15 protein-coding genes are annotated in these 20,263 nt (G+C 74.5%); 3 read left to right on the forward strand and 12 right to left on the reverse strand.

The window, feature by feature from the left end; translation table 11 throughout:
• Positions 1-1,097: 1,097 nt before the first annotated feature.
• The 3 genes from ABD160_RS19570 to hrpA form a co-directional block, all read right to left on the reverse strand.
• Positions 1,098-2,300, reverse strand: coding sequence for an acyl-CoA dehydrogenase family protein (locus ABD160_RS19570; RefSeq protein WP_344024520.1), 1,203 nt, complete (start codon positions 2,298-2,300; stop codon positions 1,098-1,100).
• A 91-nt stretch (positions 2,301-2,391) separates the two neighbouring features.
• On the reverse strand, positions 2,392-2,793 hold the full coding sequence (locus tag ABD160_RS19575; protein ID WP_344024522.1) for a VOC family protein: 402 nt from the start codon (positions 2,791-2,793) through the stop codon (positions 2,392-2,394).
• A 44-nt stretch (positions 2,794-2,837) separates the two neighbouring features.
• Positions 2,838-6,620 carry an ATP-dependent RNA helicase HrpA gene (gene hrpA / locus ABD160_RS19580; protein WP_344024526.1) on the reverse strand — a complete coding sequence of 1,261 codons (3,783 nt, stop codon included), beginning with the start codon at positions 6,618-6,620 and terminating at the stop codon, positions 2,838-2,840.
• A 650-nt stretch (positions 6,621-7,270) separates the two neighbouring features.
• On the opposite strand from hrpA, the gene ABD160_RS19585 reads away from it, so the two are divergent.
• The gene (locus tag ABD160_RS19585; protein ID WP_344024528.1) at positions 7,271-8,158 is read left to right on the forward strand and encodes an alpha/beta fold hydrolase; all 888 of its coding nucleotides are present in this window, start codon (positions 7,271-7,273) and stop codon (positions 8,156-8,158) included.
• 206 nt (positions 8,159-8,364) lie between these two features.
• Here the strand turns inward: ABD160_RS19585 and ABD160_RS19590 are convergent, their stop codons facing one another.
• From ABD160_RS19590 to ABD160_RS19605, 4 genes are all read right to left on the reverse strand, one after another.
• Positions 8,365-9,975, reverse strand: a complete 1,611-nt coding sequence (locus ABD160_RS19590; protein WP_344024530.1) for a GAF domain-containing sensor histidine kinase — start codon at positions 9,973-9,975, stop codon at positions 8,365-8,367.
• The gene (locus ABD160_RS19595; protein WP_344024532.1) at positions 9,975-10,697 is read right to left on the reverse strand and encodes a response regulator transcription factor; all 723 of its coding nucleotides are present in this window, start codon (positions 10,695-10,697) and stop codon (positions 9,975-9,977) included. The genes ABD160_RS19590 and ABD160_RS19595 overlap by 1 nt, the downstream gene beginning before the upstream one ends.
• A gap of 63 nt (positions 10,698-10,760) precedes the next feature.
• Positions 10,761-11,588 (reverse strand): serine hydrolase domain-containing protein, encoded by an 828-nt coding sequence (locus tag ABD160_RS19600; protein ID WP_344024534.1) that lies wholly within the window; start codon positions 11,586-11,588, stop codon positions 10,761-10,763.
• 97 nt (positions 11,589-11,685) lie between these two features.
• On the reverse strand, positions 11,686-12,366 hold the full coding sequence (locus ABD160_RS19605; RefSeq protein WP_344024536.1) for an SDR family NAD(P)-dependent oxidoreductase: 681 nt from the start codon (positions 12,364-12,366) through the stop codon (positions 11,686-11,688).
• 194 nt (positions 12,367-12,560) lie between these two features.
• Here ABD160_RS19605 and ABD160_RS19610 point away from each other — a divergent pair, with 194 nt between their 5' ends.
• On the forward strand, positions 12,561-13,562 hold the full coding sequence (locus ABD160_RS19610) for an MmpS family transport accessory protein (protein WP_344024537.1): 1,002 nt from the start codon (positions 12,561-12,563) through the stop codon (positions 13,560-13,562).
• Between the two features lie 374 nt (positions 13,563-13,936).
• Positions 13,937-14,581, forward strand: a complete 645-nt coding sequence (locus ABD160_RS19615; protein WP_344024539.1) for a VC0807 family protein — start codon at positions 13,937-13,939, stop codon at positions 14,579-14,581.
• 33 nt (positions 14,582-14,614) lie between these two features.
• Here ABD160_RS19615 and ABD160_RS19620 read toward each other — a convergent pair whose 3' ends face one another.
• The 5 genes from ABD160_RS19620 to ABD160_RS19640 all read right to left on the reverse strand — a co-directional run bounded on the left by ABD160_RS19620 (position 14,615) and on the right by ABD160_RS19640 (position 20,202).
• On the reverse strand, positions 14,615-15,814 hold the full coding sequence (locus ABD160_RS19620) for an MFS transporter (RefSeq protein WP_344024541.1): 1,200 nt from the start codon (positions 15,812-15,814) through the stop codon (positions 14,615-14,617).
• Positions 15,815-15,861: 47 nt separating this feature from the next.
• Positions 15,862-17,496 (reverse strand): acyl--CoA ligase family protein, encoded by a 1,635-nt coding sequence (locus ABD160_RS19625; protein ID WP_344024543.1) that lies wholly within the window; start codon positions 17,494-17,496, stop codon positions 15,862-15,864.
• 87 nt (positions 17,497-17,583) lie between these two features.
• Positions 17,584-17,775 carry a ferredoxin gene (locus tag ABD160_RS19630; protein WP_344024545.1) on the reverse strand — a complete coding sequence of 64 codons (192 nt, stop codon included), beginning with the start codon at positions 17,773-17,775 and terminating at the stop codon, positions 17,584-17,586.
• Between the two features lie 107 nt (positions 17,776-17,882).
• Positions 17,883-18,167 (reverse strand): hypothetical protein, encoded by a 285-nt coding sequence (locus ABD160_RS19635; RefSeq protein WP_344024547.1) that lies wholly within the window; start codon positions 18,165-18,167, stop codon positions 17,883-17,885.
• A gap of 145 nt (positions 18,168-18,312) precedes the next feature.
• Positions 18,313-20,202, reverse strand: coding sequence for an AMP-binding protein (locus ABD160_RS19640; RefSeq protein WP_344024549.1), 1,890 nt, complete (start codon positions 20,200-20,202; stop codon positions 18,313-18,315).
• Positions 20,203-20,263: the final 61 nt, after the last annotated feature.

Here is a 20,263-nt window from a genome sequence, read left to right on the forward strand (position 1 = left end):
CCGCGCGCCGCGCCGGACCGCGCCGCGCCGGACCGCGCCGCGCCGGGCCGTGTCGCCGACCCGCGCCGTGTCGGGGCCGGGCCGCGCCACCCTGCCCGTGTCGCCCTGCCGCGCGTCGCGCCGCCCGATGCCGCGCACCGCCTGGCGCGGCGGCGTGTCGCGCGACGCAGTTCGGAGTCCCGCGGCGCTCCACGTCGCACACCTTGCTTCGCCGAGATGCAGATCAGCGGGCCGGGGAGATCAACAATTCCCGCTGAGCTGCATCTCGGCGGGGTACGGGGTGTGGTGGGGCTGGACGGGGCGGTGAGCGACGGCGGCGCGGGGTCGGACGGTGCCACGCTGAGCAGATCAAGGCGGCGCTCCGGTGTGGCGCTCTACCGCCGCGGCGCTGTGCCGCGCGAACCGTGCGGCTCTGCGCCGTACTGCGCTGCACCGTGCACGCAGCGCTGTGCCGAGCCGGCGGCGCGCGCTGAGCCGCGCTGAGCCGGGCCGAGCGGGGCCGAGCCGCGCCGTACCGACCCGGGCCGAGTCGAGCCGCGCAGTGCCGAGCCGCGCAGTGCCGAGCCGCGCAGTGCCGCGCCGACCCGGGCCGGGCTGGGCCGCGCCGAGCCCTGCTGTGTCGAGCCGGGCGCGCCGTGTCGAGCCGCGCCGAGCCCGCCGAGCCGCGCGGAGCCCGCCGAGCCGGGCGCACCGACCCGGGCCGGGCAGTGCCGCGCCGAGCCGAGCCGAGCCGAGCCGAGCCGTGCAGTGTCGAGCCGCGCCGAGCCGAGCGCGCCGGGCCGCGCCACCCCGCACCCCGTGCCCCGCCGAGATGCAGATCAGCGGGCCGGGGAGATCAACAATTCCCGCTGAGCTGCATCTCGGCGGGGCACGGGGTGCGGGGTGCGGAAGGGGCGCGGAAAGGCCGGGGTGGGACGGGGCAGGGCGAGGTGCGGAGGGGCGAGGTGCGGAGGGGCGGGGCGCGGAGAGGCCGGGGTGGGACAGGGCAGGGCAAGGCGAGGTGCGGAGGGGCGAGGTGCGGAGGGGCGGGGTGCGGAGGGGCGGGGTGCGGAGGGGCGGGGTGCGGAGGGGCGGGGTGCGGAGGGGCGGGGCGGGCGTCAGGCGAAGGCGCCGATGCCGGTGATGTCCCGCCCGACGATCAGCGTCTGGATCGTCTCGGTGCCCTCGAAGGTGTGGATCGCCTCGATGTCCGCCCAGTGCCGGACGACGTGGTGCTCCAGCAGGATCCCGTTGCCGCCGAGCAGGTCGCGGGCCTCGGCGAGGATGGTGCGGGCGGTCCGGGTGTTGTGCATCTTGGCCAGCCCGGCGACGGTCGGGGAGAGTTTCCCGGCCTCGGCGAGCCGGGCCGTCTGCATGCAGTACAGCTGCATCCCGGTGAGATCGGCGAGCATCCGGACGAGGCGCTGCTGCACGATCTGGAACCCGGCGAGCGGCTTGCCGAACTGCTCGCGTTCCTTCGCGTAGCGCAGCGCGGCGTCGTAGCCGGCGGTGGCGTGCCCGAGCGCCATCCAGGCGCAGGTGCTGCGGGTGGTGGCGAGCACGGCGGCGCAGTCGGCGAAGGTGCGGGCCCCGGCCAGCCGGTTCTCGTCGGGCACCCGGACGCCGTCGAGGGTGATGTCGGCCTGCCACAGCGCGCGCAGCGACACCTTGCCGGGGATGACGGTCGCCGAGTAGCCCTCGGCCGGGGTCTCGACGACGAAGCCGAGCACGTTGCCGGAGTCAGTGTCCCGGGCCCAGACGATCACCAGGTCGGCGACGGTGCCGTTGCCGATCCAGCGCTTGGTGCCGCGCAGCACCCAGCCGTCGCCGTCCCGGGTGGCGGTGGTCGCCAGGGCGACCGAGTCCGATCCGTGCTCCGGTTCGGTCAGCGCGAACGCGCCGAGCTTGTCCATCGTCGACATCGACGGCAGCCAGCGCTGTTGCTGCTCCTCGGAGCCGCACATCGCGATCGCCTTCATCGCCAGCCCGGCGTGCACGCCGAGGAAGGTGCCCAGTGAGCCGTCGCCGCGGTGCAGCTCCATGTGCACCAGGCCGAGCGCGAGCGGGCTCATCCCGGCGGCGCCGTAGCCGGTGATGTCCTCGCCGACGATCCCCAGCTCGGGCAGCCTGCGGAACAGGTGCCAGGGCAGCTCGGCGCGCTCCCAGTAGTCGTTGATGTCGTGCAGCACCTCGGTGTCGACGAACCTGCGGGTGTCGGCGAACCGCTGCCACTGCTCGTCGGTGAACTGGTCGCGCACCGAGAAGAAGTCGGTCCCCAGTGCCTCGCCGAGCTCGGTGTACGGGGTGGTCGGTGCGGACATGGTGCGCGGCCCCCTCGCCGTCGGAGTCGGCATCGATCCTCACACCGCCGCCGCGGGCCCGCTCGGTGACGCGCCGGGCCGCCCGCCCCGATCAGGCCTTCACGAGGCAGAACGGATGGCCGATCGGATCGAGGAAGACCCGGAAGCTGTCCGGTGCGGGCTGGACCTCGTGCCGGCGCGCCCCGATCGCGAGCACGGCCGCCTCGCCCGCGTCGAGATCGGGAACGTCGAAGTCGGCATGACCGCGCTGCGGGCGCTCCTGGCCCGGCCACTCCGGCGGACTGAACCCGCCCTCGGCGATCTGCTGGAACGCCAGCGTGGGGCCGGCGCCGCCGGAGTCGAGCTCGACCCAGTCGGCGTCGGTCTGCTCGGCGATCGGCCAGCCCGTCAGTCGTGAGTAGAACCGGGCCAGTTCGAGCGGATCGGGGCAGTCGAGGGCGAACAGTGCGAACCTGGCGATCGGCGGGCCGGTGCCCGCGGGACTGGTGCTCATACCGGGCAGTGTGCCGCCGACCCCCGACAGAATCCGCCGGATTCTCAGGCCGGCGGGGGCAGCTCGTCGATCGCGCGCTCGACCCGCTGCACGGAGACCGGGTAGCGGGTCCGCATCGGGTGCGCGTACAGCGACACCCGCAGCTCCTCGATCATCCAGCCGATCTCGCGCAGCCGCGGCGAGGGCTCGGTGCCCGCGGGCAGGGCGGCGAGCAGACCCCGGTACTCGGCCTCGACCGGCGCCAGCTCCGCGGTCCACCGGGCGTCCCGGCCGGGATCGGCGCGCAGCTTCTCCAGCCGCAGCTCCAGGGCCTGCAGGTACCGCTTGACGTCGCCGAGCCGGACGGCCCCGGCGTCGGTGACGAAGCCGGGCCGGACCAGCCGGTCCATGATCGCGGTCGCGTCGGCGACCCCGTCCCGGGTGGCCGGGCCGCGCATGTCGGCGAGCGCCGCACCCACCCGGTGCCAGACCTCCAGGACGCCGCGGACGGCGTCGAGCACCTGCAGGGTCGTCGCGGGCAGCCGCATCCGCAGCAGCTCGGCGAGCCGGAGGTACTGCGCCTCGTCGAACGGGTCGCCGCCGCCCCGGCCGATCAGGTGATCGGCGGCGGCCGTGGTGCAGTCGTCGAGCAGCGCGTCGAGCGAGCCGTGCGGGTTGCGGGACAGCGCGAGCCGCGCCCGGTTGTCCAGCCCGCGCTGCACCTGGCGCCCCGGGTTCGGGGTGGCGAGCAGCAGCAGCCGGCGCACCCCGCGGTGGTGCGCGGGATCGCGTTCGGCGGCGGTGGCGTAGACCCGGACCTCGGCGGTGGTGCCGCGGTCGCGCAGCCCCGGATAGCCGGTGACGACGTGCGCGCCGCGCCGGATCGGCAGCTCCCGGGGCAGCCCGCCGATCGTCCAGGAGGTCAGCCCGGTCGCCTCGATCCCGGTGCCCGCCGCGGCCAGCTCCGCGCGCACCTTCGGTGCCAGCTCGCGGCGCAGCCGGTCCAGGTCGGTCCCGCGGGCCAGCTCGACGTCGTTCTCGTCAAGAATCCGGAAAGTGACGGTGAGGTGGTCGGGGAGCCGTTCCAGCTCCCAGTCGTCCCGCCGGATCTCGACGTTGCGCATCCGGCCCAGCTCGCGCTCCAGGCCGTCGAGCAGCGGTTCGTCGGTGTGCCCGCGCAGCCGGCCGAGCACGGCGCGGGCATGGTCGGGTGCCGGGGAGAAGTTGCGGCGCAGGTTCCGCGGCAGGGTCCGGATGAGCGCGGTGACCAGCTCCTCCCGCAGTCCGGGGACCTGCCAGGTGAACGGCGTCGGGTCGACCTGATGCAGCGCCGCCACCGGGACGTCGACGGTCACGCCGTCGGTGTGGTGACCCGGCTCGAACGCGTACGACAGCGGCAGCGACAGCCCGCCCGCGGCCACGTGGTCGGGGTACTGCCCGCGATCGACCTCGCGCGCGGCCTCGGTGGCGAGCAGGTCCTCGGAGTAGTCGAGCAGGCCGGGGCTGCGCTGCGACTCCTCGGACCACCAGCGGTCGAAGTGCTTGCCGGACACCACCGAGGCGGGCACCCGCTCGTCGTAGAACGCGAACAGGGTGTCCTCGTCGACCACCAGGTCGCGGCGGCGGGCGCGGTGCTCGAGCTCCTCGGCGTCGTCGAGCAGCTCGCGGTTGGCGTGGAAGAACCCGTGCCGGGTCTCCCAGTCGCCCTCGACGAGGGCGTGCCGGAGGAACAGGTCGCGGCTCACCTCGGGATCCACCCGCCCGTAGGCGACGGTCCGATCGGCGACCAGCGGCAGCCCGTGCAGCGTGACCCGCTCGGTCGCCACGGCGCTGCCCCGCTTGCGTGACCAGCGCGGTTCCGAATACGTCTTCTTGACGAGATGTCCGGCGAGCGGCTCGACCCACTCCGGCTTCACCGGTGCGACCGTGCGCGCCCACAGCCGGGTCGTCTCGACGAGCTCGGCGGCCATCACCCAGCGCGGCGGCTTCTTCGCGAGCCCGGAGCCGGGCCAGATCGCGAACTTCGCGCCGCGCGCGCCGAGGTAGTCCTTCGGGCCCTTGCGGTCCTTCTTGGCGGCGGCCCTGCCGGTCCCGGACTTCTCGGCGAGCGGGTCCTGCATGCCGACCTGGGACAGCAGCCCGGCCAGCAGCGACTGGTGGATGACGTCGGCGCGCCCGGTCCAGTCGGGATCGGAGTCGGCGCGGTCCATCCCGGCGCTGCGGGCGGCCTGGCGGAGCTGGCCGTGCAGGTCCCACCACTCGCGCACCCGCAGGTAGTGCAGGAAGTCCTCGCGCAGCTCGCGGCGGAACCGGTTGCCCGACAGCGCGTCGCGTCGTTCCCCGAGGTGGTCCCAGAGCCGCAGGAAGGCGAGGAAGTCCGAGCCGTCGACGGCGAACCGGCGGTGCTTGTCGTCGGCGGCCTGCCGCTGCTCGGTGGGCCGCTCCCGCGGGTCCTGCACGGACAGTGCCGCGGCGATGACGAGCACCTCGCGCAGGCAGCCGTTGCGGTGCGCCTCGACCAGCATCCGGCCCAGCCGCGGATCGACCGGCAGCCGGGACAGCGAGTGCCCGACCGCGGTCAGCGAGCGCCGGTCGGGCCGCAGCGCGCCGAGCTCGTGCAGCAGGTCCAGGCCGTCGGCGACGGCGCGCCGGTCCGGCGGTTCGACGAACGGGAACTCGGAGATCTCGCCCAGGTCCAGCGCGATCATCTGCAGCACGACCGACGCCAGGTTGGTGCGCAGGATCTCCGGATCGGTGAACTCGGGGCGGGCGTCGAAGTCGTCGGCGGAGTACAGCCGGATCGCGATGCCGTCGCTGGTCCGGCCGCAGCGGCCGGACCGCTGGTTCGCCGACGCCTGGGAGATCTTCTCGATCGGCAGCCGCTGCACCTTGAGCCGGCGCGAGTAGCGGGAGATGCGCGCGGTCCCGGTGTCGACGACGTAGCGGACGCCCGGGACGGTCAGCGAGGTCTCGGCGACGTTGGTCGCGAGCACCACCCGGTTGCCGGTGTGCGGCTGCCAGACCCGCTGCTGCTCGGCCGTCGACAGCCGGGCGTAGAGCGGCAGGATCTCGGTGCCCGGCAGGTTGCGCCGTTCCAGGGCCTCGGCCGCATCGCGGATCTCGCGCTCACCGGGGAGGAAGACCAGCACGTCGCCCGGGCCCTCACGCTGCAGCTCGACGACCGCGTCGCCGATCGCGTCGTCCAGCTGCCGGTCGGGATCGGCGTCCGGGTCGTCCGGGTCGACGACGGGGCGGTAGCGCACCTCGACCGGGTAGGTGCGGCCGGAGACCTCGACGATCGGCGCGGGCTCCTGCTCGCCGCCGAAGTGCCGGGCGAACCGCTCCGGGTCGATCGTCGCCGAGGTGATGATCACCTTGAGGTCCGGCCTGCGGGGCAGCAGCCGGGTCAGGTAACCGAGGATGAAGTCGATGTTGAGGCTGCGCTCGTGCGCCTCGTCGATGATCAGCGTGTCGTACCGGCGCAGGTCCTTGTCGCCGGCCAGCTCGGCCAGCAGGATGCCGTCGGTCATCAGCTTGACCATGGTGTCGTCGCCGACCTGGTCGGTGAACCGGACCTTCCAGCCGACCGTGCTACCGAGCTCGACGCCCAGCTCCTCGGCGATCCGGGCGGCCACCGTGCGCGCGGCGAGCCGGCGCGGCTGGGTGTGGCCGATCATGCCGTGCACCCCGCGGCCGAGCTCCAGGCAGATCTTCGGGAGCTGTGTCGTCTTCCCGGAGCCGGTCTCGCCGGCCACGATCACGACCTGGTTGTCCCGGATGGCCTCGGCGATGTCCGCGCGCCGCGCGGACACCGGCAGCGTCGCGGGATAGCTGACGGGCGGCGCCACACGTGGGCGGTCGCCGCGGTCGGGACCGCCGCGACCACCCACGTGGGTGGGGCCGGGCGCCGTGACGGCAGCGCTCCGGCCCCGTGGCCCGCGGCGGCGCGGTCGGCGCTGCTGCTCACGGGCCGGACGGCCGCGCGCGGCGCCCTCCGTCCCGGGGGCGGCCTGCGCTGCGGCCTCGTCATCGATCGTCAGGTTGCTGATGTCGGTCTTCCGGTCCGCGGAGTCCCGGCGGGGACGGCGCGGACGCGGGGGCCTGCCGCTCCCGCGTGCGGGACGGTCGTCGGCGGACGGGGCGGGTTCGCTGGACATCGTTCACTCAGTGTGCCTGCTCGCCCGGGACCGGGCGGACGCCGACCATGGTGATCGGGCTCGCAGCGAGGAGCAATCGGATTTCGGAGGGATGGATGAGGTGTCCGAACCGGACGCCGGTCGCCTCGCGGCGAGTGGCGCACCGCGGCTCCTGCCGGACGGTATTCCGCGGCGGCTGTTCTCTGTTGCGGCCCGGGGACTCGGCGTCGCCCGGCTCGGACAGTCGTTCCAACAGGCGGGTGCGCCGGATCATTCCCGGCCGAGCCCATGCCTGGTTCGGAGCTTCCCGACCGATTCGTGACCGGATACGCTCTTCTGGTCATCCCGTCACGAGGAGTGTCATGACCTTGGTCCCGGCGGGCAGCGCGGCCACCACGATCGACCTCGACGGCGGGCGGGTCCGGCTGCTGCGCTCGACGGCGCGGCCCGGCCCAGGGCCCGCCGGGACGCCGCTGCTGCTGGTGCACGGCGGGGGAACCGACAACTCGGCGATCTCCTGGTTCCACGCGTTCGAGGCGTTCGGAGCCGACCGTCAGGTGATCGCCCTCGACCTCCCCGGGTTCGGCGGGACCAGCGGGATCGAGCCGGCCGGCGATCCGCGGGAGACCGCCGATCTGACCGCCCGGGTGGCCGGCCGCCTCGGACTGACCCGGGTGGTCGCCGTGGGGGTGTCGATGGGCGGCGACGTCGCGCTCAACCTGGCGCTGCGCCACCCGGGGCTGGTCGAGGCGCTCGTGCTGGTCGGGCCGGGCGGGCTGGTCCCGGTCCTGCGCAACCGGCGCACCCAGATCGCGGCCTGGCTCCCCGCGCAGCTGCCCGAACCGGTCCTGCTCGCCGCGGCCCGGATGTCGACGCCGTTCGTCCGGGCCGCGCTCCGCAGCGTCGTCGCCGATCCGGACGCGCTGCCGCCGCAGGTGGTGCGGGAGTTCCTGCGGGAGGCCCGGCGACCGGACGGCTTCCTCGGGTACCTGCGCTACAACCGTGCCACCCTCGGGCCCCGGTCGATGCGCAACGACCTGCAACCGGTCGTCGGCCGAATCGAGGTGCCCGCCCTGTTCTTCCACGGCGCCGACGACCGGTGGGTCGATCCGGAGGGGTCCCGGCGGGCGGCTGCGCAGATGGCCCGGGCCCGGCTGGTCCTGGTCCCCGGGTGCGGGCACTGGGCCCAGCTGGAGGCGGCCGGACGGTTCGTCGCCGAGGTCCGGGAGCTGCTCGCGATCGGACACTGAGCCCGCGGATGACGGAGAAGGTGTCCGAACCGGACGCCGGTCGCCTCGCGGCGAGTGGCGCACCGCGGCTCCTGCCGGACGGTATTCCGCGGCGGCTGTTATCCATTGCGGCCCGGGGACTCGTGTCGCCCGGCTCGGACAGTCGTTCCAACAGGCGGGGCCGCCGGTTCATTCCCGGGGGGTGCCGGCACGCCGGGCGGCAGCGCTCAGGGCCGATCGGCGGCCGGCCGCGCCGGGGCGGGCAGCGTGACCACCGCGGTCGTCCCGGTGCCGACCACCGAGTCGAGGGTGAGCGAGCCGCCCATCGCCTCGACCAGGCCGCGGGCCAGCGGCAGGCCGAGCCCGACCCCCTCGTCGCCGGGCTCGTCGCGGTCCAGCCGGTCGAACGCGACGAACAGCCGGTCGGCGGTGCCGTCCGGGATGCCGCGACCGGAGTCCGCGACGACGAGCCGGACCGTCGTCCCGGACGTCACCGTGACCGACACCCGGCCACCGGGCCGGTTGTAGCGGATGCCGTTCCCGACGAGGTTGATCAGCACCTGGCGCAGCCGCCGGGGATCGGCCCGGGCCGTCACCGGGCCGCGGCCGTCGTGCTGCAGGGTCACGCCGCGCTCGTCGGCCATCGGCCGCAGCAGGTCCAGCACCTCGTCGGCGAGCGGCCGCAGATCGAGATCGACCGGATGGGTGGGCAGTGCGCCCGCCTCGATCCGCGCGACGTCGAGTACGTCGTCGACCAGCGACAGGATGTGCGTGGTCGCCCCGGAGATGTGTTCGAGCGCCGCGGCGCGGCGCTCCACCGGCAGATCGAGGGTGCCGAGCAGCTCGGCGAACCCGGAGATCGCCTGCAGCGGGGTGCGCAGCTCGTGGCCGAGGGCGGCGACGAACCGGGACTTGGCGTGGCTCGCCGCCTCGGCGGCGGCGCGGGCCACCTCGGCCTCGTGCCGGGCCTGCCGCTCGCGCAGCGCCGCGCGCCGCTGGGTCAGGTCGAGCACGGCGACCGACAGCTGCACCGGCCGGCCGTCCGGGCCGCGGATCTCCGACGCCGTGACCGCCAGCTCCAGCTCCGTGCCGTCCGGCCGGTGCGCCCTGGCCTCGCCGCCGGGGACCGGGACCAGGACGTCGTCGACGGTCTCGCCGCGCACGTCGCGGCCCAGCAGCTCGGTCAGCGCCCGGTTGGCCTCGGTGACGGTGCCGTCGGGTGCGGCCAGGGCCATCCCGGTGGCGTTGTCGGCGAACGCCCGCCGGAACCGCTCCTCGCTCTCGGTCAGCGCGCCGTACAGCCCGGCGTGCTCGATCGCGACCGACGCGAGATGGGTGAGCCGCCCGACCAGGCGCTCCTCGCGGGCGGACGGCCGGTGCGTCCGGTCGCGGTAGACGGCGAACGTGCCGAGCACCCCGCCCCGCCCGGTGATCGGGGACGACCAGCAGGACCGCAGGCCGTACGGGACGGCGAGCTCGCGGTACCCGCGCCAGCGCGGGTCGGTGCCGATGTCCTCGGCGACGACCGGGCTGCCCAGGTAGGCGGCGGCCCCGCAGGAGCCCGCGTCGGCGCCGATCGCCATCCCGTCGATCCGCGAGGAGTACTCGGGGGGCAGCGAGGGGGCGGCGCCGTGCCGCAGCCGGGTGCGGGCCTCGTCGAGCAGCAGCACCGAGCACCGGGCGCCGGGGACGAGCGATTCCAGCGCGGTCGTGATGCCGCCGAGCACCTCGGGCAGCGCGGTGCCCGCCGCGATCTGCTCCAGCAGCTCGGTCTGCCGCTGCAGCAGCGCGACCGTGTCGGCGTGGTCGAGATCGAAGGCGGCGTCGGTGACGGTCATCAGCTCTCCAGCCGGTAACCGACGCCGCGGACCGTGCGCAGGATCCGGTCCCCGCCGGGGAGCTTGTGCCGCAACCGGTGCACGTGCTCGGTCACGGTGGCCTCGCTGCGCCAGTCGGGTGCCGCGTCCCACACCTGCTCCAGCAGCTGGGCGCGGCTGAACACCTGCCGCGGGTGCCGGGCGAGGAACGCCAGGAGATCGAACTCGCGGGCGGTCAGCTCCACCGGGTCGCCGTCGACGGTGACCTCGCGGGTCGGCTCGTCGACCCGCAGCCCGCCCGCCCGGGCCGCCGCGCCGCCGGGCCGCACCGGCGCGGAGCGGCGCAGCACCGAGCGCACCCGCGCCGCGAGCTCGCCGGGGGAGAACGGCTTGACCAGGTAGTCGTCGGCGCCGAGATCGAGGCCGACGATCCGGTCGGTCTCGCCGCTGCGCCCGGACAGCACGATCACCGGGAGCGCGGCGCCGCCGGTGGCGGCGTCGTCGCGGCGGACCCGGCGCAGCACGTCCAGACCGCCGACGCCGGGCAGCGACAGGTCCAGGACGACGAGATCCGGCCGGGCGGAGGCGATCCGGTCGAGCGCGGCGGCGCCGTCCGGCGCGGTGACGACGGCGAACCCGTCCGCCTCCAGCTGCCAGCTGACCAGGGTGCGGACCCGCTCGTCGTCGTCGACGACGAGCACGGTCGACGAGGCCACCGCCGCACCCGCCGACCACGCCGTCATCCGGCGATCGTCCCGCGCGGGCTGTGACCTGCGCAACCGGCCCGGACGGCCGGTTGCGTGCGGTCAGGACCGGTGCGCGGCGAGGACGCCGTCGGTCCAGACCGGCCAGGCGTCCACGGCCCACTCGCCGAAGTCGCGATCGGTGAGGGCGACGGCGGCGAGGCCGGCGTCCGGGTCCACCCACAGGAAGGTGCCGGACTGTCCGAAGTGGCCGAACGTGCGGGGCGAGGACGTGGTGCCGGTCCAGTGCGGGGACTTCCCGTCCCGGATCTCGAAGCCGAGCCCCCAGTCGTTCGGCTTCTGCCTGCCGTAGCCGGGCAGCAGCCCGTCCAGACCCGGGTACGCGACGGTCGTCGCCTCGGCGACGGTGCGCGGGTCCAGCAGCCGGGGCGCCTGCAGCTCCGCGGCGAACCGGGACAGGTCGCGCGCGGTGGAGACGGCCCCGGCCCCCGCCGCGCCCTCCAGCCGGGTCCCGCTCAGCCCGAGCGGCTCGCAGACGGCCTGGTGCAGGTAGTCGGCGAACCCGATGCCGGTCGCCCCGGCCACGGCGTCCGCGAGCACCGCGAACCCGGTGTTCGAGTAGATCCGGCGCTCGCCGGGAGCGGCCTGCACCCGGTCGGTGTCGAAGGCCAGTCCGGAGGTGTGCGCGATCAGGTGCCGGACGGTGGAGCCCTCGGGGCCCGCCGGGTCGTCCCAGTCGAGGGCGCCCTCCTCGACGGCGACCAGCACGGCGTAGGCGGACAGCGGCTTGGTCACCGAGGCGAGCGCGAACTCGCGGTCGGTCTCGCCCGCGTCGGCGAGCACGCTGCCGTCCGCGGCGACGACGGACGCGGCGGCGTGGTCGACCGGCCAGTCGAGGATCCGGCGCACCGCCGGGCCGAGTCCGGTCACGACGGGGGGAGCGGTCGGGTGGCCATGCGCCCATCCTCGCAGCCGGATCCGGCGCGCGCCGTCGTGCCCGCCGGACGCCGGCCGGTGCCGTGCCGGATCAGGAGTCGCCGTGGACCGGGATCAGGGCGCCGGAGACCGGGGCGGCGTCCGGGCCGGCGAGGAACGCGATCACCCGGGCGATGGCGGCCGGGGTGACCGCGCGGGCGACCGCGTCGTCGCTCATCCACTGCCGGTTGGCCGGGGTGTCGATCACCGACGGCAGTACCGCGTTGACCCGGATCCGCTGCGGCCGCAGCTCGTCGGCGAGCAGCTCGGTGAGCCGGTGCACGGCGGCCTTGCTGGTCCCGTGCACCAGCTGGGCCGGTCCGGTCGCGCCGGCCTTCGCGCCGACGGTGACGATCGCGCCGCCGCCCGCGTCGGCGATCCGCGGGGCCGCGGCCTGCGCCGCCCAGACCACCGAGGCGTAGTTGGTGTCGAACAGCCCGTGCAGGGTGTCCGGGTCGGCGTCGGCGAGGCCGCCCGCGGCGTAGCCGCCGGCCACCGCGACCAGCGTGCCGATGGTGCCGGGGAGCTCGTCGATCCGGGCGAACGCCTCGCCGACGGCGCCGCGGTCGGTGAGATCGACGCCGATCGGATGGACGCCGTCGGCGGCGATCCGGTCCAGAGCGGGCCCCGGCCGGCCCAGCGCGGCGACCCGGTGCCCGCGGGACCGGAACTCCTCGACGACGGCGCGGCCCAGTGCCCCGGCGGCGCCGGTGACGACAACGGTGTGGCTCATCCGGGAATCGTGGCACCCGGTGGCCGGACGGGCACGGTCCGGCGGCGATGCGACCGTCCGGCGTCCGTTGCACGCTGCCACCCAGCAGCGTGTGGTCCCCCGATCGGGTGATCGAGGCCCGAACTGGTCGTCAACTTTGTTGAGACGGACGGGTTCGGTGACACGGCCGCCGGAAGTCGCTCGACAGGCATGGCGTGACCACCTCGCAGAACCCCTCCGGCGCCCCGGCCCAGCCCGGCCCGCCGCAGCAGGACCCCCGCCACGCCGCCCAGGGCCGGTACCCGCAGCAGCAGTACGGTCCGGACCCGCGACAGACCGGACCGCAGCAGTGGGCCGGACACCAGCAGGGCCCGCAGTACGGCCCGCCCGGCCAGCCCGGACAGCCCGGCCAGTACTACGACGGCCACCCGCAGGTCCCGTTCGGTGGCCCGCCGTTCGGCAGCACCCGCCCCGGCGCCCCGATCCCGCCGGCCGGGACCGAGGTGTGGCCGACGGCCGCCCAGCGCTCCGCCGTCCCCCAGCAGCGGGGCGGACCCGCCCCGCGGGTCCCGGTCGAGCTGCCGCGCAACGGCTTCGGCACCACCGCGCTGGTGCTCGGCATCCTCGGGCTGCTGTTCTCGCTGATCCCGTTCGTCGGGGTGATCGCCTGGCCGCTGGTGATCCTGGGCCTGGTCTTCGGCGTGCTGGGGATCGTGCGGGTGAGCCGCGGGAAGGCGAACAACCGGGGCGTTGCGATCAGCGGGACCGTGCTGTCGGCGCTGGGGCTGCTGGTGTGCATCCTCTACGCCTCGGCCTTCGCGTCGGTGGCGTCGGACATCTCGACGGCCGCCCCGGCCGCACCGGCGGTGACCGCACCCGCGGCCGACGAGGCCCCCGCCGCCGCCGCGGCGCCGGTCGAGGCCGGCGCCGGGGACGTGATCACCTACGAGGTCAGCGGTACCGGTGGCGCCGGCAGCATCACCTACATGAAGGACGAGAACTTCGGCCAGGAGCAGGCGAACGGGGTCGCGCTGCCGTGGACCAAGGACATCACCTTCGACAGCGGTGTCCTGTCCTTCCAGCCGCTGTCGCTGGTCGCGCAGTCCGACTCGGGCGGCAGCGACGAGATCACCTGCCGGATCCTGCGCAACGGCGAGGAGATCACCTCCTCGACCAGCTCCGGCCCCTACGCAGTGGTCAGCTGCTCCGCGAGCTGACCGCCCCACGCGCGCCGATCCGCGCGCAGCGGTGCCGCCCGACCGGCGGCACCCGGTGGTCACGCACGAGCGCGGCCCGGTGCACGACGAGGCCCTCCCCGGATGTCCGGGGAGGGCCTCGGTCGTCCTCGACCGGCCCGGGGCAGCGCTGGACGGATGGGCACACGTGCGGGAGCGACACCCTACGACCAGACCTATCAAAAGTGACATGTCAGTATTGACAGGTCATGCGCGACAGGTGATGCTCGTCCGCATGGTGACCACCGACCGTCCGGCCGACCTTCGGGCCACCTCGCCCCGGCCCTCGACGACATGACCGCCCACGATCAGTCGGTCACCGGAGCGGTGCCGCCCGACACGGGTGGACCGACGTGGTGAACGTCGCGGACGACCCGCCCACCACCGACCGCTCAGGCGCGCCCGGGTCGCTGGTCATGCTGCGCGGGTTGCTGCTCGACGTCGGGCTCCCGGTGGCCGGCTACTACGTGCTGCACCTGCTCGGTGCCGACGACTGGACGGCGCTGCTCGTCGCGTCCGGGCTCGCGGCCACGAGGGTGGCCTGGTCCGCGATGCGCAGTCGCACCCTCAACGTGTTCGCCCTGATCATGCTGCTGGTGTGCGGCATCGGCTTCGTGCTGGCGCTGTCCACCGGGGACCCGCGCACGCTGCTGCTGCGCACGTCGTTCATCACCGCCGCGGTGGGCCTGGTGTTCCTGGTGACCGCGGCCCGCGGGCGCCGCCCACTCACCCTGGCCGCGATGCAGAGCTTCGCCCCCGCACACGCCGCGCAGGCCGCCCACGAGTACGCGACCAGCCCGGCGGCCCGCCGCGGCCACCGGGTCCTGTCCACGGTCTGGGGCGTCGGCCTGCTGATCGAGGCGCTCGCCCGGATACCGCTGGTCTATCTGCTCCCGATCCCGGTCGCCGTCGGGCTCACCGAGGCGCTCACGGTGACCGTGGTGGTGGGGATAGCGGCATGGAACGCCTGGTACGGCCGCCGCCTGCGCAGCGACGGGTGAGCGCGGCCCGGGGGCGGCCCCCGAGGCCGGGGCTCACGCCCGGCCGGCGGCGCGGCGGGCGTGCGACAGCAGCATCTGCCGTCCGACGAGCATCAGCACGGCCGACACCAGCATCACGCCGGCGTTGACCGACCAGGCGACCGGGAAGCCCTCGTGGGTGGCGAGCCAGCCGAACAGGATCGGCCCGGCGAAGCCGCCGGCGTACACCCCGAGCTGCACGATCGACGTCGCGGCAGCGGGCGCGGAGGGGTTCAGCCGGACCACCGCGAACTGCAGCAGCCCCGGCCAGGCCCAGCCGAGCCCGAAGGCCAGCACGACCCCGACGACCAGCGCCGGGGTGCCGGGCACGGCCAGCAGCACGAACCCGATCGCGCCCGCGGCGAGGCTGCCCGCGACGACGGCGACGTGCCCGCCGGTGCGCCGGTCGGCCAGCCAGCCGTGCAGCATCCGGATGGTGAGCCCGACGATGCTGCCCATCGTCAGCATTAGGCCGGCCAGGCCGGGATCGATGCCCCGGTCCACGGCGGAGGCGACCAGGAAGATGCCCAGCGCGGTCGCGGTCCCGGCGGCCAGGCCGGCCGCCACGCCGATCACGGCGAGCGCCCCGGTCGCCCGGTCGCCCTTCACCGGGCGGGCGGCGGGGGTGGCGTCGACGCGGGGGCAGGCGGCGAGCGCGGCCAGCGCGAGCACCGCGCCGATCGCGTACGCCCAGCGCCAGCCGATGGTGAGCGCGACGACGGGCACGGCGAGGCCGGCGAGCAGCGTCGCGGCCGGGATCGCCGCCTGCTTGACGCCGAACGACAGGCCCATCCGGTGCGCGGGCACCGTCCGGGCCAGCGTCAGGTTCGACGACAGCTGGCCCATCACGTTGCACCACGCGCCGCACAGCAGCAGCGCGACCAGCGACCAGTACGAGCGGGCGCCGACCGCCATCGCGGCCATCAGCACCGCGGCGCCGGCCACCGCGATCCGGCTGGTCACCCGGGAGCCGACCCGCTCGACGACCATCCCGACCGGCAGCGAGAACAGCGCGCTCACGCCGAAGTAGAGCGCGACCACCAGGCCGAGGCCGGCCGGGTCGAACCCGAGATCGGCGGAGAGCTGGACGGCCAGCGCGCCGGTGAGGAACACCGGCAGCACCGACACGGTCGTCACGGTGACGGCGCCGGCGGCCACCCGGAACGCGGACGGCCCGGCGGGGGCGGCCACCGGCAGCCTGCTCGCGACACTCACTTGAGCAATGCTAACCGATTGACCGTTCCGCCTCGAACGAACGTGACCTAACCCTGGATGCGGGAGGCCCCGCCGCGCGCGGCCCACTCCTTCTCGCGCAGCTCGAACTTCTGCACCTTGCCGGTCGAGGTCTTGGGCAGCTCGTCGACGATGTCGACGTGCTTGGGGGCCTTGTACCGGGCGATCCGCGACTTCACGTGCTCGATCAGCTCGGCGGGCTCGGCGGTCCGGCCCGGCTTGAGCACCGCGAACGCCTTGCAGACCTCGCCCCACTTCTCGTCCGGGACGCCGACCACCGCCGCCTCCAGCACCGCGTCGTGCGAGACGATCGCCTGCTCCACCTCGACGGTGGAGATGTTCTCGCCGCCGGAGATCACCACGTCCTTGGCGCGGTCGCGCAGCTCCACGTAGCCGTCCGGGTGCACCACGCCCAGGTCCCCGGAGTGGAACCAGCCGCCCGCGAACGCTTCGGCCGTCTTCTCCGGATCCAGGTAGTAGCCCTTCATGACGTTGTTGCCGCGCATCACGATCTCGCCCATCGTGGCGCCGTCGCGCGGGACGTCGTTCATCTGCTCGTCGACCACCCGGACCCGGTCCGCGCAGACCATCCCGACCCCCTGCCGGGCCTGCAGCCGGGCGCGCTCCTCGCCGTCGAGCGCGTCCCACTCCCGCTGGTACTGGTTCACCGTGTAGGGCCCGTAGGTCTCGGTGAGGCCGTAGACGTGCACGATCCGGAAGCCCATCCGCTCCATCTGCAGGATCGTCGTCGGCGACGGCGGCGCACCCGCCGTCGTCACCACCAGCTGGTAGTCGAGGGTGACCGCCTCCGGCGAGTTCATGATCGTCGTGACGACCGTGGGCGCCCCGTTGAGGTGGGTCACGCCGTGCTCGGTGATCAGCCGCCAGATCGTGTCGCCGCGGACCTCGCGCAGGCAGACGTGGGTGCCGCCGATCGCCGTCACCGCCCACGGCGTGCACCAGCCGTTGCAGTGGAACATCGGCAGCGTCCACAGGTACACGGTGTCCGCGGAGTGCGACGAGTGCACGATCTCGCCGAACGAGTTCAGGTACGCGCCGCGGTGGTGGTACTCGACGCCCTTGGGGTTGCCGGTCGTCCCCGACGTGTAGTTGATCGTGATGGTCGACCGCTCGTCGTCGACCGCCCACGGCAGCGGATCGTCCGAGCCGCGGGCGAGCAGGTCGGCGTAGGACAGGCCGGACCCGACGCCGTCGCCCGGCGCCGCCGGATCGGTCACCGTGACGATCTCGCGGACCGTCCGCAGCTCGCCGGCGACCGGGCGCACCGTCTCGTACAGCACGTTGTCGACGACCAGCACCGTCGCGCCCGAGTGGTCGAGGATGTAGCGGACCTCCTCGGTGGAGAGCCGCGTGTTGATCGCGACCAGGATCGCGCCGGCCAGCGGCACCGCGAAGTGCGCGACCAGCATCTCCGGCACGTTCGGCAGCAGGTACGCCACCCGGTCGCCCGGCCCGACGCCGGACGCGCGCAGCCCCTGCGCCACCCGCGTCGCCTCCGCCGCGAACTCGGCGTAGCTGTGCCTGCGGTCGCCGTAGACGATCGCCGTCCGGTCGGCGAACACGTCCGCCGACCGGGCGAGGAAGGCGAGCGGGGTCAGCGGCGTCGTCCAGACGTCGGCGGTGGCGTTCTCCGGGTGCGTCACGGGCGGCTCCTTCGCAGGCGGTGCTCTGCTGCGATCCTCGCCGCCGAGCCCGGGCGCGGCAACTGCCGGACGGCCGGGGTGCGGCCGTCAGCCCTCGACGGTGATGGCCGCCTTCGGGCAGCTCCGCGCCGCCTCCTCGACCTGCGGCCGCAGGGCCTCGGCCGGGTTCTCGTCGAGGATGTAGAGGTAGTCGTCGTCCCGCACCTCGAACACCTCCGGGGCGACACCCATGCACACCGCGTTGCTCTCGCAGCGGTCGAAATCCACGATGACCTTCATGCCGTCCATGGTGCCCCCGGACGGCGTCGCGTGCACGACTGAGGATGCCCTGACCTGCGGTTATGCTGTCCTGACCTGAGTCGGCGGGACCGTGCCGCAGCGGTCGCTCAGTGCCCGGCGGCGGTGTGCGCCGGCACCGGCGCGGGGGCCGGCGCGGGGTTCGCCCGCGCCTCGCGCGCCGGTTCCGACGTCCGGGTGGCGGGCGGGAGGCCGAGCATCGCCGGCGCGCTCGCGGCGGTCGCCGCGGTCGTCGCGGGCAGGGTGCCGACCGGCTCCGGGGTGCCGGCGGGCGGCCGGTCCGCGGGGGACTCCAGCAGCGCGGCGACCCCGAGGACGAGGCCGACGGTGAGCGGGCCGGCCAGCGCGGCGAGCCGCATGCGGGTGCCGTCCATGACGAACCTCCACGTCGATCGACGACCGCGTGGGGGGCGGGGGAGCGGGTGCGGCCGTCGTCAGGTGATCGGCCTACGTGGCCGGGCCGTTACCGGCCCGGTCCGGTGAGGTCAAGGACGGCCCGCGTGGACCACCTGAACGGGGTCACTCCCGCCGGAGGATCGGGCGGAGCGTGTCCAGCACCGACGCGTCGTCGATGGTGGACGGGACCGCCTCGTCGGCGCCGTCGGCGATGCCGCGCATCGTCTTGCGGAGGATCTTCCCGGACCGGGTCTTGGGCAGGGCCGGGACGATCGCCACGTCCTTCAGCGAGGCCACCGCGCCGATCTGGTCGCGGACCAGCTGCACCAGCTCGGCGCGCAGCCGCTCCTCGTAGCCCTCGGCCGCGGCGTCGACACCGGACTTGAGCACCACGAACCCGCGCGGGATCTGGCCCTTCATGGTGTCCGCGACGCCGATCACCGCGCACTCGGCGACGTCGGCGTGCGAGGCGAGGACCTCCTCCATCCCGCCGGTGGACAGCCGGTGCCCGGCGACGTTGATCACGTCGTCGGTACGGCCCATCACGAAGATGTAGCCGTCGGCGTCGATGTGCCCGCCGTCGCCGGTGAGGTAGTAGCCGTCGAACGCCTTCATGTAGGAGTTCACGTAGCGCTCGTCGTCGTTCCACAGGGTCGGGAACGCGCCCGGCGGCAGCGGCAGCCGGGCCACGATCGCGCCGTCGGCGCCGGGCTCGGCCGGCGCGCCCTTCTCGTCGAGCACCCGGATGTCCCAGCCCGGCATCGGCCGGGTCGGCGAGCCGGGCTTGATCTCCAGCAGCTCGACGCCCGCCGGGTTCGCCGCGATCGGCCAGCCGGTCTCGGTCTGCCACCAGTGGTCGATCACCGGGATGCCGAGCAGCTCCGAGGCCCAGCGGTAGGTCTCCGGGTCGAGCCGCTCACCGGCCAGGAACAGGTACTTCAACGACGAGATGTCGTGCCGGGTGGTGAACGCGCCCTGCGGGTCCTCCTTCTTGATCGCCCGGAACGCGGTCGGCGCGGTGAACAGCGACGTCACCCGGTTCTCGGCGACCACCCGCCAGAACTGCCCGGCGTCCGGCGTGCCGACCGGCTTGCCCTCGTAGAGCACGGTCGTCGCGCCCGCCAGCAGCGGCCCGTAGACGATGTAGGAGTGGCCGACGACCCAGCCCACGTCGGACGCGGTGAAGATCGTCTCCCCGGCGCCGACGTCGTAGATGTTGGGCATCGACCAGGCCAGCGCGGTGGCGTAGCCGCCGGAGTCGCGCACCACGCCCTTGGGCTTGCCGGTGGTGCCGGAGGTGTAGAGCACGTAGAGCGGGTCGGTGCTGCGCACCGGCACCGGATCGGCCGGCGTGGCCTTCGCGGCGGCCTCGGCCCAGTCGACGTCGATCGGCCCCAGCGCCGCGGTGGCCTGCTCGCGCTGCAGGATCACGGTCGCGTCCGGCTTGCGGTCGGACAGCTCGATCGCCTTGTCCAGCAGCGGCTTGTACTCGATGACCCGCTTGCCCTCGATCCCGCAGGACGCCGACACGACGACCTTCGGGCCGGCGTCGTCGATCCGGACCGCGAGCTCCTTGGCGGCGAACCCGCCGAACACGACCGAGTGCACCGCGCCGAGCCGGGCACAGGCCAGCATCGCGATCGCCGCCTCCGGGACCATCGGCATGTAGATGACCACCCGGTCGCCGCGGGTGACGCCCAGGTCGCGCAGCACGCCCGCGAACGTCGCGACCTCGTCGCGCAGCTCCGCGTAGCTGTAGCTGCGCCGGCTGCCGGTGACCGGCGAGTCGTACACCAGCGCGGTGCGGTCGCCGTGCCCGGCGTCGACGTGCCGGTCCAGCGCGTTGTGCGCGACGTTCAGCTCGCCGTCGGGGAACCAGCGGTAGAAGGGCGGGTTCGAGTCGTCGAGCGCGGTGCCGGGGGCGACGTGCCAGTCCAGCGCCTCCGCGGCACGGAGCCAGAAGCCCGCCGGGTCCTCGACGCTGGAACGGAAGATCTCCTCGTAGCCGGCCACGCGACCCGCCCTCCCTCTGCTGCCCCGGCGACCCGCACCGGCCACCGTCCGTGGGGCACGA

Origin of the sequence: Pseudonocardia kongjuensis (assembly GCF_039526905.1) — a bacterium.
Classification (GTDB): domain Bacteria; phylum Actinomycetota; class Actinomycetes; order Mycobacteriales; family Pseudonocardiaceae; genus Pseudonocardia; species Pseudonocardia kongjuensis.